The organism is Neobacillus sp. NPDC097160, assembly GCF_044762155.1.
Classification (GTDB): domain Bacteria; phylum Bacillota; class Bacilli; order Bacillales; family Cytobacillaceae; genus Neobacillus.
In genome coordinates this window covers 93,779-109,349 of record NZ_JBIWDU010000013.1, presented here as the reverse complement: position 1 = coordinate 109,349, position 15,571 = coordinate 93,779, and the positions used below count along the sequence as shown (strand labels likewise).

Annotated in this window: 16 protein-coding genes; all 16 read left to right on the top strand. The window is 35.1% G+C overall.

Features of this window, described 5'->3' with window-relative positions:
- Window positions 1–149 precede the first annotated feature (149 nt).
- The 16 genes from ACIQXV_RS18770 to ACIQXV_RS18695 all read left to right on the top strand — a co-directional run bounded on the left by ACIQXV_RS18770 (window position 150) and on the right by ACIQXV_RS18695 (window position 15,555).
- On the top strand, window positions 150–1,976 hold the full coding sequence (locus tag ACIQXV_RS18770; RefSeq protein ID WP_402960977.1) for a polysaccharide biosynthesis protein: 1,827 nt from the start codon (window positions 150–152) through the stop codon (window positions 1,974–1,976).
- A gap of 39 nt (window positions 1,977–2,015) precedes the next feature.
- Entirely contained in the window at window positions 2,016–3,167 is a 1,152-nt protein-coding gene (locus tag ACIQXV_RS18765) for a glycosyltransferase family 4 protein (protein WP_402960975.1), read from the top strand.
- A complete protein-coding gene (locus tag ACIQXV_RS18760) occupies window positions 3,152–4,261 on the top strand; it encodes a glycosyltransferase family 1 protein (RefSeq protein ID WP_402960973.1) in 1,110 nt (369 codons plus the stop codon). Before ACIQXV_RS18765 ends, ACIQXV_RS18760 begins: the two co-directional genes overlap by 16 nt.
- 5 nt (window positions 4,262–4,266) lie before the next feature.
- A complete protein-coding gene (locus tag ACIQXV_RS18755) occupies window positions 4,267–5,166 on the top strand; it encodes a glycosyltransferase family 2 protein (protein ID WP_402960970.1) in 900 nt (299 codons plus the stop codon).
- A gap of 74 nt (window positions 5,167–5,240) precedes the next feature.
- Entirely contained in the window at window positions 5,241–6,323 is a 1,083-nt protein-coding gene (locus tag ACIQXV_RS18750; RefSeq protein WP_402960968.1) for an EpsG family protein, read from the top strand.
- Between the two features lie 13 nt (window positions 6,324–6,336).
- On the top strand, window positions 6,337–7,518 hold the full coding sequence (locus tag ACIQXV_RS18745; RefSeq protein ID WP_402960966.1) for a glycosyltransferase family 1 protein: 1,182 nt from the start codon (window positions 6,337–6,339) through the stop codon (window positions 7,516–7,518).
- A gap of 5 nt (window positions 7,519–7,523) precedes the next feature.
- Window positions 7,524–8,720: a glycosyltransferase gene (locus ACIQXV_RS18740; RefSeq protein WP_402960964.1), complete on the top strand. Its 1,197-nt coding sequence runs from the start codon at window positions 7,524–7,526 to the stop codon at window positions 8,718–8,720.
- 25 nt (window positions 8,721–8,745) lie between these two features.
- The gene (gene galE, locus ACIQXV_RS18735) at window positions 8,746–9,819 is read left to right on the top strand and encodes a UDP-glucose 4-epimerase GalE (RefSeq protein ID WP_402960962.1); all 1,074 of its coding nucleotides are present in this window, start codon (window positions 8,746–8,748) and stop codon (window positions 9,817–9,819) included.
- Window positions 9,820–9,843: 24 nt separating this feature from the next.
- Window positions 9,844–9,999, top strand: a complete 156-nt coding sequence (locus tag ACIQXV_RS18730) for a YwzD family small protein (RefSeq protein ID WP_402960960.1) — start codon at window positions 9,844–9,846, stop codon at window positions 9,997–9,999.
- Window positions 10,000–10,012: 13 nt separating this feature from the next.
- Window positions 10,013–10,627: a sugar transferase gene (locus tag ACIQXV_RS18725; protein ID WP_402960958.1), complete on the top strand. Its 615-nt coding sequence runs from the start codon at window positions 10,013–10,015 to the stop codon at window positions 10,625–10,627.
- A complete protein-coding gene (locus tag ACIQXV_RS18720) occupies window positions 10,624–11,274 on the top strand; it encodes an acetyltransferase (protein WP_402960956.1) in 651 nt (216 codons plus the stop codon). Before ACIQXV_RS18725 ends, ACIQXV_RS18720 begins: the two co-directional genes overlap by 4 nt.
- Before the next feature lie 48 nt (window positions 11,275–11,322).
- Window positions 11,323–12,462: a DegT/DnrJ/EryC1/StrS family aminotransferase gene (locus ACIQXV_RS18715; protein WP_402961152.1), complete on the top strand. Its 1,140-nt coding sequence runs from the start codon at window positions 11,323–11,325 to the stop codon at window positions 12,460–12,462.
- Window positions 12,463–12,492: 30 nt separating this feature from the next.
- Window positions 12,493–12,843 carry a helix-turn-helix domain-containing protein gene (locus tag ACIQXV_RS18710; protein WP_402960954.1) on the top strand — a complete coding sequence of 117 codons (351 nt, stop codon included), beginning with the start codon at window positions 12,493–12,495 and terminating at the stop codon, window positions 12,841–12,843.
- Window position 12,844: 1 nt separating this feature from the next.
- On the top strand, window positions 12,845–13,876 hold the full coding sequence (locus tag ACIQXV_RS18705) for a glycosyltransferase family 2 protein (RefSeq protein ID WP_402960952.1): 1,032 nt from the start codon (window positions 12,845–12,847) through the stop codon (window positions 13,874–13,876).
- Between the two features lie 76 nt (window positions 13,877–13,952).
- On the top strand, window positions 13,953–15,152 hold the full coding sequence (locus tag ACIQXV_RS18700; protein ID WP_402960950.1) for a CDP-glycerol glycerophosphotransferase family protein: 1,200 nt from the start codon (window positions 13,953–13,955) through the stop codon (window positions 15,150–15,152).
- A complete protein-coding gene (locus ACIQXV_RS18695) occupies window positions 15,133–15,555 on the top strand; it encodes an FAD synthase family protein (RefSeq protein WP_402960949.1) in 423 nt (140 codons plus the stop codon). Before ACIQXV_RS18700 ends, ACIQXV_RS18695 begins: the two co-directional genes overlap by 20 nt.
- Window positions 15,556–15,571 lie beyond the last annotated feature (16 nt).

Genomic DNA, 15,571 nt, shown 5'->3' with positions numbered 1-15,571 from the left:
GCTGTGGGTCTAGGACCTTAGACGCAAGTCGTCGGTAGTGTGATGTGAGGACGGGTTTGATGCCCATTTTTAAAAAATTTTAATTATATGCTTTTTTTCCAAAAGTACATAATTAAAATTTTTTAAGGAAAGAGAAAGGAAGGGGAAGAATGACTTACCGGCAAAGACTTTCTTTATTACTTTTTATTGATTCATGCATTGTTTTGACTGCAATATTTTTTAGCCGATTTTTGGTAAATGCAACATTTAATGTTATTACTTTTCCAATCATCTTAAGTTCTATTGTCATATTACTTAGTTATCATTTTTTCTCATTTTTATTCCATCTGTATAAAAAGGCCTGGGAGTATGCCAGTGTTGGAGAATTAATAAGTATTTTAAAGGCGGTAACTTTTTCAATACTAGTTGCAGCAATTGTTCAGCAACTGGTTATTCAAGAAACGCAATTTCGATTATTGATTGTAACCTGGCTCCTTAATATGTCTTTTATTGGTGGCGCCCGTTTTGGCTGGCGAATGTTTCGAGACTCTTATCTGATTAAATCAGGTAACAAAAAAAGGACTCTCATTATCGGTGCGGGATCAGCAGGAACGATGGTTGTAAGACAGTTGAATAAAAATAATGAGGCTGATCTATTACCGTTTGGATTTATTGATGACGATGAAAAAAAACAGAAGCTAGATATTTTAGGGATTCCAGTCATTGGTGGAATTAAGGATATCGAAAGCACTGTTAATGGATTTGAAATTGAAAACATTGTAATTGCAATTCCATCGCTTAGTAAGAAGGAATTAAACACCATTTTTCAGGAATGTGCTAAGACTAATGCGAAAACACAAATTCTTCCATTAATAGAAGACTTAATGACAGGAAAAATATCAGTTAATCAATTTCGTGATGTCCAAGTTGAGGATTTGCTTGGCCGCGAGCCTGTAGAATTAGATATCGATAGTATTTCCGAGAATATTACAAATAAAGTGGTATTAGTTACTGGAGCGGGCGGTTCCATTGGATCTGAAATTTGCCGTCAAATTTCAAATTTCAATCCCCAACAGCTTATCTTATTAGGGCATGGGGAAAATAGTATCTACTCCATTGAGATGGAGTTAAAAGAAACCTACAAGAATACAAAAATTAAATTTATTCCTGTGATTGCGGATTTGCAGGACGAAAAGAAAATGCTACTCGTTATGAGTACCTATCAGCCAGATACCGTCTATCACGCTGCAGCACATAAACATGTTCCACTAATGGAAGCTAACCCAGAAGAAGCAGTCAAAAATAACTTAATCGGAACAATGAATGCGGCTAAAGCAGCAAGTTGGAATGGTGTTAAGACTTTCGTCATGATCTCCACGGATAAAGCCGTAAATCCAACGAGTGTTATGGGTGCAACAAAAAGGCTAGCTGAAATGATTATTCAGTATATGGACGGTGAAAGTGATACAAAATTTGTCGCTGTCCGCTTTGGGAATGTTTTAGGAAGTAGGGGCAGTGTAATCCCGTTATTTAAAAGACAGATTGAAAAAGGGGGGCCAGTCACGGTTACACATCCGGAAATGGTTCGTTATTTTATGACGATTCCAGAAGCATCAAGGTTAGTTCTTCAGGCGGGTTCGCTTGCCAAGGGAGGAGAGATATTCGTCTTGGATATGGGGGAACCAGTGAAAATAGTTGATTTGGCAAAGAACTTGATAAAACTTTCAGGTAATTCAATTGACGAAATCGGAATCGAATACACAGGAATGAGGCCAGGGGAAAAGCTGTTTGAGGAGTTATTAAAAGATGATGAAGTACACGAAGAGCAAATATATCCAAAGATTTATGTCGGAAAAACATCTGATCTATATTTGCAAGAAATAGAAGAGATACTCTCAACTTATTCCAATCTTTCTAAAGAAGAAATACGTGAAAAACTCTTAGATATTGCCAATAACAAAGTGGCGCCAGAGCCTAGAATATCAGTTTCAGTTTAACGAAGATTCATAGAAAAGGATAATGGGTGGATGATTAATATGAATAGAAGGGTATTGTTTTGTGCAACGGTTGATATTCATTTTAAAGCCTTTCATTTACCATACTTGAAATGGTTTAAAGAACAGGGATGGGAGGTTCATGTAGCTGCATCCGGAACCATGGATCTTCCATATGTGGATAAAAAATATAATATCCCCATTCAAAGGTCCCCATTTAACAAAATGAATCTGGGAGCTTACAAAGAGTTAAAAGATATTATTGAACAAAATCAGTTTAAAATTATCCATTGCCATACACCAGTGGGTGGGGTAATTACACGTTTGGCTGCAAGAAAGGCAAGAAAACATGGAACGAAGGTGCTTTATACGGCACACGGATTTCACTTTTGTAAAGGAGCTCCTTTAACGAACTGGCTGCTTTATTATCCGATTGAAAGACTTCTTTCTCGGTTCACAGATTGTCTCATTACTATAAACGAGGAGGACTTTACTCTTGTAAAAGAGCATAGATTTAAGCCGGAATTGATTAAACATGTGCATGGCGTTGGGGTAAATACGGAGATTTTTAAGCCAGTTGAAGAAAAGCTAAGAAATAATTATCGAAAAATGCTTGGGTATAACCGAAATGATTTCTTGATGTTTTATGCTGCCGAATTTAATAAAAATAAAAATCAAAAAGTACTGCTTGAATCATTAGCTCTAATAAAAGAGGAAATACCGAACGCAAGGCTAGTATTTGCCGGAGATGGACCTCTAATACGGAAATGTCAGGACATTGCCATTAGGCTAGGTGTTCAGGATATGGCTGACTTCCTTGGGTACCGCAATGATATTGAAATATTATTAAAAATGAGTGATATTGCAGTCGCTTCAAGTCTGCGAGAAGGACTTCCTGTTAATGTCATGGAAGCTATGGCCTGTGGTTTACCAGTTATAGCAATTGATAATCGTGGTCACAGAGAACTGATTAAAAATAATAAAAATGGCTGGCTTGTCGAAAATGACCCAATCAAGTTTTCAAATGCAATGAAAATTCTTGCAAGAAATGATGATTTAAAATCGGAGCTTGGGTTACAGGGGCGTAACGATATACTAGCAAGGTATAGCGTCAATAGGGTTCTTGAAGAAAAAAGCAATATCTATAGATATTATATGGATGAGATGGAGGAAATATTGTGGGCAGTCCATTAAGAATATTACATGTTGTAGTTAATATGAACCGTGGCGGTGCCGAAACTTTAATTATGAACTTATATCGGAATATCGACAGATCAAAGGTTCAATTTGACTTTTTAACATGTAAGGAGGGGGTATTTGATTCAGAAATCCTGAATATGGGTGGAAAGATCCATAGGATCCCTTACATTTCGGATGTGGGACATTTCAAATATGTTAAAGAACTAAATCAATTTTTTAAGAGTAATAGTCAATATAAGATTGTTCACTCCCATCTGGATAAGATGAGTGGTTTAGTTCTTCGCTCTGCTAAAAGAGCTGGAGTCCCATTTCGAATTTCACATAGTCATAATACGAGCAGTGAAGGAGGATTGGCAGCAAAAATCTATAAATGGTATGCAGGAAATTTTATTTCCTCAAATTCAACAACTATGTTTGCCTGTTCAAGTAGTGCGGCTGAATGGCTATTTAAGGAAGGGGCAACTTCTAGTGAGATTTTAAAAAATGGGATAGAATGTGAAAAGTTTGCGTTTTCTCCACAAACTAGAAAAGAAGTGAGAGAAGAATTACAACTTGACAAAAATATATTTGTACTTGGACATGTAGGAAGATTTGCACATCAAAAAAACCATGAGTTCTTGATTACTGTATTTGAAAAATTTAACAAGATAAAAAAGGACTCCGTACTGATTCTAGCTGGTGACGGGCCATTACGTATGAATATTGAGAAACAAGTGATGGAATTGAATCTTCTAGATAAAGTCAGGTTTATTGGAATACGCAGTGATATCCATCGAATGCTTCAAGCGTTTGATGTATTTGTGTTTCCGTCTATCCATGAAGGGTTACCTGTTTCACTTATTGAGGCGCAGGGATCAGGTTTACCTTGTCTAATATCTGATACTATTTCTAAAGAAGTAGATCTTGGAGATCATTTAGTTGAATTTATTCCCTTAACTGCAACAAATCAATGGGTGCAAAAATTAAAAGGAATAGCAACTAAAAGAGGGAAAAGAGGAAATTTGACAAATTCAATAACTTTGCAAGGATACGATATCAAAAACACTGCTGATTATATTGAAGATTTTTACTTAACGATATCAGGGTGATGCAGATGAAGATGTTAACTATTTTTACTCCGACATATAATCGAGCCTATTGTCTGAATAACTGTTATCAAAGCCTTCTTCGCCAGACTAGCACTGATTTTGTGTGGTTAATCATTGATGATGGCTCAACAGATCAGACAAAGGAATTAGTAGAAAGCTGGATTAAGGAAAATAAGATTACTATTCGATATCATTGGCAAGAAAATCTGGGAATGCATGGGGCACATAATACAGCCTATGAACTCATTGATACGGAATTAAATGTGTGCATCGATTCTGATGACTATATGCCAGATCATGCAGTAGAAAAGATTGTCACTTTTTGGAAAGAATATGGCAGCAACAAAGTCAGCGGAATGATTGGCCTTGACTCAAATAATGATAACAAAATAATCGGTACCCAATTACCTAGTAAACTCAAAACCTCGACATTATTTAATTTGTATCATAAACATGGTGTAATGGGTGATAAGAAGTTGGTCTACCGAACGGATTTAACAAGGGAATACCCATACCCGATTTTTCAGAATGAAAAGTATGTAGGGCTGGCATATAAATATTATATGCTCGATAAAAAGTATGAAATGTTGCTGATGAATGAAGTACTTTGCATTGTTGAGTATCTTGCAGATGGCTCATCCCTAAATATGTTTAATCAGTACCGCAAAAATCCAAGAGGTTTTGCATTCTATCGAAAAGAGTTAATGCAACTGCCATTTGCCAGTACTACATTTAAATTCCGACAGGCGATACATTATGTATCCAGTAGCTGCTTACTAAAAAATAAACAATTTTTAGGAGAGGCACCAAAAAAAGTCCTTACATTTTTAGCAATTCCATTCGGCTTTTTATTATTTTTATATATTCAACAAAAACAAGGGCTGCTTAAGTTAACTAAATCCTAACTTTAGTGGTCCTTGTTTATGGTTTATTTCATACAAAAGAAGCTGAAAAGGATGTACTGAAAGGAAAATAAGGGATGACTATTCTTTGGATGAATCTTGCCATCGTTTTTACTTTTGCATTTTTGGCAAGGTATTTTGCGACTGCTACAATTGCTCAAAACACGATGATATTAATTAAACCTAACAAAATATTAATTTTTGGGGTCTTATTATCACTTGTTTTAGTTTCGGGACTTAGAGCAAATATAGGTGATACTTTTTTCTATAAACATATCTATGAAACTAATAATATGACTTGGGAATATGTTACATCTCAAAAGGATATTGGGTTTGGGATACTCCAGATGTTTTTAAAAAATTTTTCGGATAACCCCCAAATTTTGATTTTTACAACGGCATTCATAACTAATTTACTTATTATTCTTGTATTATACAAATATTCAAGGCAGTTTGAATTAAGTATTTATGTTTTTATAACAAGTGGCTTTTTTATTATATCAATGAATGGTATTCGGCAATGCTTAGCAGCAGCTATCGTTTTTGCTGCAGCAAAGTATCTATTTGAAGGTAGTTTGAAGAAATACATGCTCGTTGTTCTGGTCGCTTCTACCATACATGCAACAACACTTATGCTAATTCCAATCTATTTTATAGTTAGAAGAAAAGCTTGGACAAAAGCAACATTTACGCTTTTCCTTTTGGCAATAATTATTGTCGTAGGCTTTAATCAATTTACTGAAGTTTTATTTGCGGCAATCAAGGATACTCAATATGGGGGATATAAAGATTTTACTGAAGGTGGAGCAAATGTAATTAGAGTTGCGGTCGAGGGCACTCCGCTTTTTATAGCTTTCCTCGGTCGCGAAAAACTTAGAAGAATAATGCCGAATAGCGACTATATTGTAAATATGGCCCTGCTTGGGTTTATCTTTATGATTATTTCTACTCAAAATTGGATCTTTGCAAGGTTTGCACTTTATTTTAGCTTGTACCAATTTATCTTAATATCCTGGATTGTTAAGTTGTTTAAGGAAAAAGATCAAAAACTAATTTATTTTGCGATACTAATATTTTATGTAGCTTATCATTACTATGATAGTGTCATAACTTTGAATATCGTTTATAGAAGTGATTTTTTTGATCCTTTCTTTCAATAAAGGGGGTGGTTAAATGGTGGATAAGGAATGCACGAAAAGAGTTTTACAAATTGTTAGCTCAATGGACCGCGGAGGGGCTGAAACTCTCCTCATGAATATTTATCGGAAAATGGATAGGGAAAAAGTCCAGTTTGATTTTATTACACACTCAACAAAAAAAGGGGACTTTGATGATGAGATTATCTCACTAGGCGGAAAAGTATTTCAAATTCCTAGCCTCGGGGAACTTGGACCTATTAGGTATTTAAAAGAATTAACTAAAATAATGTCCGCAAATAAGTATCTAGCCATTCATTCACATACTGATTATCAAGGTGGTTTTCCCGCATTAGCAGCAAAGATCTGTGGCATTAAACAGAGAATTTGCCATTCACATAGTAATAATTGGCCACAAGGTAATAGTTACAAGGCAAGGCTTACACTGAAGTTTCTGCAAACATTAATAAAGATGACAGCTACAAATTATTGTAGTTGCAGCATTGATGCGGCTGAATTTTTATTTGGTAGAAAGATGGTCGATCAAGGGAAAGTAGATATCTTGAAAAATGGAATTGATATTTCTCAATTTATAAATGAAAAAAATTGCAGGGACAGCGTGATTCAAGAGTTTAGCTTACCAAAAGAGGCGAAAATACTTGGCCATGTCGGACGGTTTTCGGAATCTAAGAACCACTATTTCATCTTAAAGGTGTTTAAGAAGGTCATTGAAACTGATCCATCCTTCATAGCTCTTTTTGTTGGAGACGGACCATTAAAGGGACAAATCGAAAAAGAGGCCGAAAAACTAGGATTAATAAAGAGTATAAGGTTTTTAGGGGTTCGGGCTGATATTCCAAGGCTAATGAAAGCATTCGATGTTTTTATATTTCCTTCTTTATTCGAAGGATTCGGGATTGTGACCTTAGAGGCCCAATGTGCGGGGACACCTTGTGTAGTATCAGATGCAATACCAAAAACAACAGATATGGGACTCGATTTGCTATCATTTATCAGTTTAGAAGAAGATATAGCTTTTTGGGCACAAGAATTAAAAAATGCATTCTTAATAAAGAATCCTGATTACGAAATTATTAATAAAACAATTATAAAAAATGGCTTCAGTATTCAAGACAATGTTCCAAAATGGTTATCTCTATATTTAAATGAAAATAAAAATATTAATATTAAATCAGTTGATCTTCCAATAAGGAGTTAATAGTAATGAAAAAACAATTACTATTTGTCACCCAATATCTTCAAACAGGAGGGATTGAGAAAAGCCTATTAACTCTTCTATCCGAACTTGATTATGATCAGTATGATGTGGATTTGCTTCTTTTTGATCATAGCGGGGTCCTATTCAAATTGATACCACCTGAAGTAAATATTTTACCGCCATTATTTGAAACCTTTTCGACTCCGTTAATACAAGCAACACCAGAACTTTTAAAAAATGGCAAGTATGGTTTATTAATATGTAAAGTACTAGCTGCTAGTCTTTCAAAGTTATCTTCGGGTGTTGGAACTGGTGTTAGATGGGGCGTTTACCGGAACGTCCTCAGGAATCAAACAAAACATTATGATGTAGCAATAAGTTATATTGATTTTTTTTGTAATTACTATGTCATTGAAAAAGTAAGTGCAGACCGAAAAATCGTCTACAATCATATGGACTATGCCTACAGCCAAAAAGCAGGATGGACTTGTCCAAAGCTTGAAAGGAAAACCTTTTCTGAATGTGATTCTATCGTAACCGTTGCAGAATCCGCTAAGAAATCACTTGAATCGTACTTCCCGGAGTTTGTAGATAAAGTGCATGTGATCCATAACAGAGTATCGTCCGATACCGTTCTCTCCCTATCGAAGGATTTATCGGTAATGGAGGGAATTGAGCAAACTGATGAAATAAAGATTGTTACCGTTGCAAGACTCGTTGATGAAAAAGGAGTCTTTTTTGCATTGGATGCATGTAAATCTCTAGTTGAACAAGGATTTGAAATAAGCTGGTATCTAGTTGGAAATGGACACTTGTACGAGGAACTGAGGACAAAAACAACAGAATTAGGGATTGAAAAGAATTTTATTTTGCTTGGAGAGAAGGAAAATCCTTATCCCATTATGGGGAAATGTGACATATACGTTCAACCTTCAAAAACGGAGGCACATTGTGTGGCTGTTGAGGAAGCAATCGCGCTGAGAAAGCCAATTGTTGTTACCGATATCCCTTCTTTTAATGATCAAATTCAAAATGAAGAGACGGGAATAGTAGTTAATCTGAGTGCAGCGGGAATTGCCGAAGGAATCAAGCGATTAATCCAGTCACCTGAATTAAGGGAGTTATTAACAAATAATTTACAAACTACTTCAGACAGACACAAAGAACAGTTAATGAAGCTTTACAGTTTAATTGAAGGATAATAATTATCCAAGGAAGGGGGAACATATGGGGATTTTAGTGACAGGAGGGGCTGGATATATTGGTAGCCACACAATTGTTGAGCTATTAAACTCCGGGTATGAAGTAATTGTTATCGACAATTTTTCGAATAGTAATCCAGAATCATTAAGACGTGTAAGTGAAATTACAGGCCAGCGTATTAAGGTTTATAACAGTAGTATCCTGGAAAGGGATGGGCTTGAAAAAGTTTTTAATGAAAATAACATCCATGCAGTCATCCACTTTGCAGGACTTAAAGCTGTGGGGGAATCAGTTGCCATACCCCTCCAATATTATCAAAATAATATAACTGGTACACTTAATCTTCTTGAAACAATGCAAAAATATAATGTTAAAAGACTGGTATTTAGTTCGTCTGCAACAGTATATGGTTTTCCTAAGTCAGTTCCAATTTCTGAAGATTTTCCACTTAGAGTAACCAACCCTTATGGACGTACAAAGCTAATGATTGAAGAAATACTTGGTGATCTCTTTATTGCAGATAACGAATGGAGCATCTCCATATTAAGATATTTTAATCCGATAGGCGCACATAACAGCGGAAGAATTGGTGAAGATCCGAAAGGTATTCCCAATAATTTAGTTCCTTTTATAACGAGGGTAGCAGTTGGGGAATTAAAGGAATTGACCATTTTCGGAGGAGATTACCCTACAAAAGATGGGACTGGAGTTAGGGATTATATTCATGTAGTAGATTTAGCGTTAGGACATTTAAAGGCCCTCGAAAAAAGTGTATCAACAACAGGTGTCAATACATACAATCTTGGAACCGGTAAGGGTTATAGCGTCCTTGAAATGGTTGATGCCTTTGAAAATACATGTGGAATAAAGATACCGTACACGATTGCACAGCGTCGGCCTGGTGATGTTGCTGTATGTTATGCTGATCCAATAAAAGCAAAACAAGAACTTGGTTGGGGTGCCGAAAAGGGCATTGAAGAAATGTGTAGGGATTCATGGGAATGGCAGGCGAAAAATCCAAATGGATATAAAGACAATATAACGAATATAGAAAGTCCTCACTTATCTACTAGTGGGGATTTTTTAATAAAAAGTTAGCTCCATCTAAGTGAGGTTAGAAAAGTGACGATTTCAGGAACACTAACACAGCAGAAGTTTTTAGATATTCTAACAAAAATCTATTTAAAGGGACAGGAATCAGAAAACATTAACGTCATAGAATTAATAGAGGAAATTAAGCAGCATGTACTGCAGGATATATCATTTAAGAAATTGTAGGGGATGACTAGTAGTGAAACGACTGTTTGATTTGTTAATTTCAATGATGTTATTTTTTTCACTATTCCCCATCTTTGTCATTTTCGCCTTGTTGGTAAAGTTAAAATTAGGATCGCCAATTATTTTCAGACAGCATCGTCCTGGATTATATGGAAAGCCATTTTACCTTTATAAATTAAGAACAATGACAGACGAAAAAGATCATAAAGGGCAATTGCTGCCAGACTATAAAAGGTTGACACCATTTGGGGAATTTCTAAGAAGGTATAGTTTAGATGAATACCCACAGCTAATAAATGTCATGAAGGGTGATATTAGTTTAGTTGGCCCAAGGCCTTTATTAATGGAATATCTCCCCCTTTATACAAATGAGCAGGAAAAACGCCACAATGTTAGACCAGGTATAACAGGCTGGGCACAGGTTAATGGCCGGAATGCGATAACATGGGAAGAAAAGTTTATCTTAGATGTCTGGTATGTAAACAATCGTTCGTTCTTCCTTGATATGAAAATCCTATTGCTTACGATATTTAAAGTAATAAAAACAGAAGGAATAAATCAACCGGGGAGTGCGACAATAGAAAGTTTTACAGGTTCGAAATCCACGGTGAAAGGGGGGCATGGATGAATATCGCGGTTATTGGTCGTGGCGGTCACAGTAAGGTGGTTTCCGATATGATTTTTTCAAATGGGGATCATCATATTGTTGGGTATTTAGATGATAAATACGAACATATAAGACTAATAGGGAATACTTTTTGTTGTCCAATTTCTTCAGCCAAAAGATTGATTAGCCATTTTAAAGACATAAAATTTGTAATGGCAATCGGCGATAATAAAACAAGGCAATTAATTGTTCGGCAATTAAACCTAGCTGATGAATACTACGTTACGATCATTCATAAATCGGCCATTATTAGTCCTAGTGCCAAGATAGGATTTGGTACCGTGATTATGCCTAACGTGGTAATAAATGCAAATACGAATATCGGAAGTCATTCTATTTTAAACACTGGTTCTATAGTCGAGCATGACAGTATAATAGGCGACTTTTCCCACGTATGTCCAGGAGCTACGCTAACTGGCGCTGTTCAACTAGGTGAAGGTGACTTCATAGGAGCGGGAGCTACGATTATACCAAATATTCATATTGGTGAATGGACCATTATTGGTGCTGGATCAACTGTCATTCATGATATTCCGTCTTATTGTACTGCCATGGGAATCCCTGCCACGGTAAAAAAATACAACCAAAGAAGGGCGGAGGTGAAATAATTGTTAAATAAAACAAATAAGAAAAAGGTCTTCCTCTCTCCACCACATATGAGTGGTCACGAACAAAAATATATTAATGAAGCATTTGAAACAAACTGGATTGCACCACTTGGGCCGAATGTCGATGCTTTTGAAAAAGAAATAGCTGAATATGTAGGAGCCAATGATGCTGTAGCTGTGAGTTCAGGAACGGCAGCAATTCATTTGGCTCTTTCTTTATTAGACGTTAACAAAGGTGATATTGTCTTTTGCTCGAGCCTTACCTTTGTGGCGAGTGCAAATCCTATCATTTACCAGGGCGCTGACCCAGTTTTTATCGATTCAGAACCTGATACATGGAATATGTCACCTCAAGCACTTGAAAGAGCGTTTCATGATGCAACAAATGAAGGAAGACTGCCTAAAGCTGTCATTGTTGTTAACTTATATGGACAATGTGCAAAAATGGATGAAATTCTCTCCATTTGCAACCATTATCGTGTACCGATCATTGAAGACGCAGCAGAGTCACTGGGTTCGACTTATAAAGGTAGAGCCAGTGGAACATTTGGTAAGTTTGGCATTTTTTCATTTAATGGCAATAAAATAATTACCACATCCGGTGGAGGAATGTTGATCTCAAATGATATCGAGGCATTAAAAAAAGCCCGTTTTTTAGCCACTCAGGCACGTGATCCTGCTCCACATTATCAACATAGCATTATTGGGTTTAATTATAGATTAAGTAATATTTTAGCAGGAATCGGAAGAGCTCAATTGGAGGTTTTACACGATAGGGTCGAGGCTAGAAGAGTAGTATTTAAACGCTATCATCAGGAATTAGCCCATCTACCCGGATTTCACCTTATGCCAGAATTAGAAGATACCCGGTCCAATCGTTGGCTTACAGCTCTTATTATTAATGAAGCAGACTCGGGGGTTTCTGCAGGGGATGTCTTAAAAGCCTTGGCAAATGAAAATATAGAGGCACGGCCGGTTTGGAAACCACTTCACATGCAGCCCATCTTCCAAGGGACAAGATATTATCAACATAGTAATAGTGAAAATATTTCCGAGCACTTATTTAATAGCGGAATATGTTTACCATCCGGATCAAATTTGGAGGAAGAAGACCAGTTGAAGATTATTAATTGTATTAAAGATGTGATAAACAATAATTCGAAAGAAAGGGATGTTATCCATATTTAAATAATCGGGTATAACAAGGTAGGTAAAATTATGATTGGAAAAAATATTTATGAGATTCGGATGCAGAGAGGACTTACATTATCCGAACTGGCGGAAAGAGCGAATATATCTAAATCCTATCTAAGTAATATCGAACGGAACCTAAATCAAAATCCATCGGTTCATATTATTAAGAAACTGGCATTAGTTTTAGGTGTGGATTTAAAGGCATTGTTAAAGACAGAATTTAATGAAGAAACTCATCAATACCTCGAGAGTGAATGGGTTGATTTTATTAATGAACTAAAAGAATCAGGTGTTGAAAAAGAACAGATTCAAGAGTTCAAAACTTTGATTGAATTTATTAAGTGGAAAAATGAACAAATAGGAGTAAAGAAGTAACATGGAACCTCATAAAATAAGTGTTGTTGTTCCAATATTTAAGGTGGAAAAATATCTTAATAGATGTGTAGACTCCATAATTAATCAAACCTACTCAAATTTAGAGATCATTTTAGTGGATGATGGTTCACCTGATGCGTGCGGGATGATTGCGGAAGAATACGCAGTATCAGATGACCGAATAAAAGTCTTTCACAAAAAGAATGGCGGATTATCCGATGCAAGAAATTTCGGGATACAGTACGTTACCGGAGAATTTATTCTTTTCGTTGATAGTGACGATTGGTTAGAAAAAACTATGATTGAGAAAATGATTAATATAAGTCTATCGTATAATGCTGATGTTGTTCAATCGGCTTTTTATTATGCGTATGAGGATTATTTGCTCTTTGATAATCGGTATTATCAAAAGGATGATCCTCCGATCGTATTGGATAACATCTCCCTAATGACTGAATTAGTTGTAAACGAGAGAGTTAAAAATTTTGCCTGGGGTAAGCTTTATAAAACGGAAATAATTAAAGGAATCCCATTTAAAAAAGGAGTATTGTTTGAAGATGTATTTTGGGCACATCAAGTCATTCAAAGAGTAAATATCTATGTAATCCTGAACCAGCCATTATGCTTTTATTTTCAGCGAGGTGACAGTATTGTTTCATCTTATAACCCTAAAAACTTAGATATCATTAAGGGTTTGAAAGAAAGACAGTGCTTTATTGAAGAATTTTACAAGGGTCTTTCTGATGAATCCTATAAAGTGCTCTTAAAAACGATGTTAATCCATTACAACCTCCTTTTAATAAATAGAAAAGAAGATAAAATCGGTTTGTATAAGAAAGAAATACGAGTGTACATCAAAGAAAACCACCACAAATTTGAAAAGTCAGTAGGAAATGATAATCACTTAAAAATGCAGCTAATTTTGTTTTCTATCCACCCATATTTTAATATATTGTTTCTTTTTTTAAAGAAGTTATTACGAAAGTTTAAGATTGTTCCAACACCTTTAGGGTTAGAGAAAATCGATCTTTAATGTATGGGAGCAAAATCAATGAAAAATTTTATACAAAGGGTTGGAGCTTCTTCTAAGGAAAGGGGAAGCTCTTTCTATGTCTTTAGGTAATGTTATTGAAACAATAAAAAAATATAGTGCTTTGGCTATTATTTGTTTATTTAATTATTTTCCAATAAAGAATAATAAAATCTTTATGTTTAGTTACTATGGAACTCAATATGGCTGTAATCCAAAATATATTACAGAATATATTCTCAAGAATTATCCAAAGGAAAGATTTGATGTTGTTTGGGCATTTAATGATACTAATAAGCCGCATTTAACTGGTATCAGAAAAGTTAAAACAATGTCCTTACGATATTTTTATGAGTTATGCACATCCAAAGTCATTATAACTAATTTTAGAACTACTGATTTATTCGTCAAAAGAAAAAATCAATTTTACATTCAAACATGGCATAGTTCATTGCGCTTAAAACAAATTGAAAAAGATGCTAAGAATTCCTTACCACCAGCATATGTCCAGATGGCCAAAGGGGATTCTAAAAAATGTGACCTATTATTATCTGGATGTAAATACAGTACTGAAATTTTCAAAAGGGCATTCTGGTATGAAGGGAATATTTTTGAACACGGTACACCTAGAAATGACATCTTCTTTCAAAACAATTCGATAATGAGGAATGACATTTTGAAAATGCTGAACATACCATTTGATTCAAAGCTAGTTTTATATGCCCCAACATTTCGAAAAAATGAAAGTCTAGCTATTTACAATATTGATTATCAATTGATTTCTGAAAAATTAAGGAACAAGTTTGGAGGCAAGTGGACATTTTTAGTCAAGTTACACCCGCATTTGGCCTCAAAATCTAATCAATTAATGAAGGGAAATAATATCATTGATGTAACATCATTTGATGATACACAAGAACTTTTAAGTATAACAGATATTTTAATTTCAGATTACTCATCACTTATTTTTGATTTCGGAATTACCCAGCGTCCTTGCTTTTTGTATGTACCTGATAAATTCGATTATATCATCAATGATAGAAATTTATATTTTGATTTAGAGGAACTCCCTTTTATTAGTGCGAATAGCAATGATGAATTGATGAAGAAAATTGAATACTTTAATCATCAGGAATACCAGGCTAATTTAAATAGATTTTTAGAAGGTATTGGATCATTCGAAGATGGCAAGGCAAGTGAAAAATTACTGCAGCAAATAAATGAAGTTTGCTATAGCGAGAATAGGAAGGAGAAAGGTTATGGTACAGAAACCATATAAAATAGGATACACAACAGGTGTATTTGATTTATTTCATGTAGGCCATCTTAATATTTTGAAAAAGGCAAAGGAACACTGTGAATACTTAATTGTGGGAGTAAGTACAGATGAGCTGGTTATGTCGTATAAAAATAAGAAAACAGTGATTCCCTTTCACGAAAGAATGGAGATTATTGAGGGAATAAAATATGTCGACATGGTTATTCCACAAACGAATAGAGATAAATTTTCCGCATGGGAAATTTTGAAATTTGATGCGATGTTTGTTGGAGACGATTGGAAAGGAAACCACCTTTTTAATGAAGTAGAGAGAAAATTTAATGAGGTAGGGGTAGAAATTATATATTTTCCGTATACAGCAGGGGTCTCGACCACACTGGTAAAACAAAAAATTAAAATATAAAGAAATGGAAGAATAA